Source organism: Planctomycetota bacterium (assembly GCA_016872555.1).
In the GTDB taxonomy this organism is placed as follows: domain Bacteria; phylum Planctomycetota; class Planctomycetia; order Pirellulales; family UBA1268; genus F1-20-MAGs016.
The window spans coordinates 1-1,186 of record VGZO01000155.1 but is presented as its reverse complement, the minus strand read 5'-3'; the positions used below and the strand labels follow the sequence as shown (position 1 = coordinate 1,186).

Annotated in this window: 2 protein-coding genes; one reads left to right on the top strand and one right to left on the bottom strand. The window is 71.0% G+C overall.

Annotated features, from left to right (window positions below; translation table 11 throughout):
* A partial coding sequence (locus FJ309_17675; GenBank protein MBM3956404.1) for a hypothetical protein occupies nt 1-709 on the bottom strand: 709 nt, incomplete at its 3' end.
* Nucleotides 710-953: 244 nt separating this feature from the next.
* Between FJ309_17675 and FJ309_17670 the strand changes: the two genes are divergently transcribed.
* Nucleotides 954-1,186, top strand: a 233-nt coding sequence (locus FJ309_17670; GenBank protein MBM3956403.1) for a hypothetical protein, incomplete at its 3' end; no start/stop codon positions are given.

Below are 1,186 nucleotides of genomic sequence, written 5' to 3'. Positions count from 1 at the left end.
TGAGCATCCCGCCCGGGTCGAACTCGCGGCCCGAGAGCAACAGCCGCGGCACGTGGGGATTGACCACGCCGGCCTCGGCAAGCAGCTCCCGGGCGGCGGGCGTATCGCCCTGTTCCCCAAACGCGATCAGCGCCCGCCCATACGGCCAGACGCAAAACACTTCCTCGCGGCACTCGTAGCAGAGCTGCTTGGCCGCCGCGAAACGGCCGTGGCTGATGAGGAGGTCGAGGTGCATGAACCGGGCCACGATGTGGTCTTCGGCGTCAAGACGCGCCAGCGCCTCGCACTCGGCGATCGCCTCCTCGGGCCGCCCCAGGATCGTGAGGCACTCGGCGAGCCCCCGGCGGGCGCGGAGATATCCCGTGGCCTCGACGACCCGGCCCAGTTCCCCCATGTGCCGCTCGATCGCCGCCTCCCCGAGCGCCCGCTCCCCGGCGGCGACGCCCAGGCGATACTGCTCTTCGGCGGCGTCCGCATCGTCAGAGAGCTCGGCCAGCAGCACGTGCGCGAGCGCACAGTCGGGCGAGAGCTCGAGGGCCTTCGTGGCGATCTCCCGCGCCCGCTCCCCCTCGAATCCCTCCGCCACGCCCACGAGCGCGTTGGCCTCGTCGAGGGCTTTTTGTTTTTTCGTGGGCCGGCCGCGCTTGATGCTGATCCGAGATTCCCGTTCGGCGACGATCTCGGCGAGGAGGTCGTCGAAGATCCCCATGCCGACAAGATCGAGCGGCTCGTCGGGCCCCGGGGGTCCGAGCGACCACCACGGCGTTGCCGCCGCCTCCGCACGACGATTGCGGCGGCGGGAAGGTTGTGTGGGCTTGCGGGGCTTGCGGCCGGCCATGCCGAACGAGTGTAGCGACACGGAGCCACGGGGGGCAGGCGGCCGGTTCGCATCCGGGGCGGATCCCAAATAGTGTACGGGCGATCACGCACCATCCCCGCACCCCGGTCCGCCCATGATCGCATCCGCCGCGGAGTTTCCCGGGCGGCCTCGCCTCCGCCCGCACGGTGGCCCCGCGCCGTCCCGCCGCTACGAGCGCCGCCGGCCCGAGAAGACGCCGCTCCACAAGATCGTTTTGGAAAACCTCGAGAGCTGGCTCGAGTGGCGAGACCGCGCCGAGCGGCCCGTTGCGGCATACGTCGAGGAGGAGCTCCGCGGCTATCTCGAGTGCGGGCTCCTCTGCTTCGG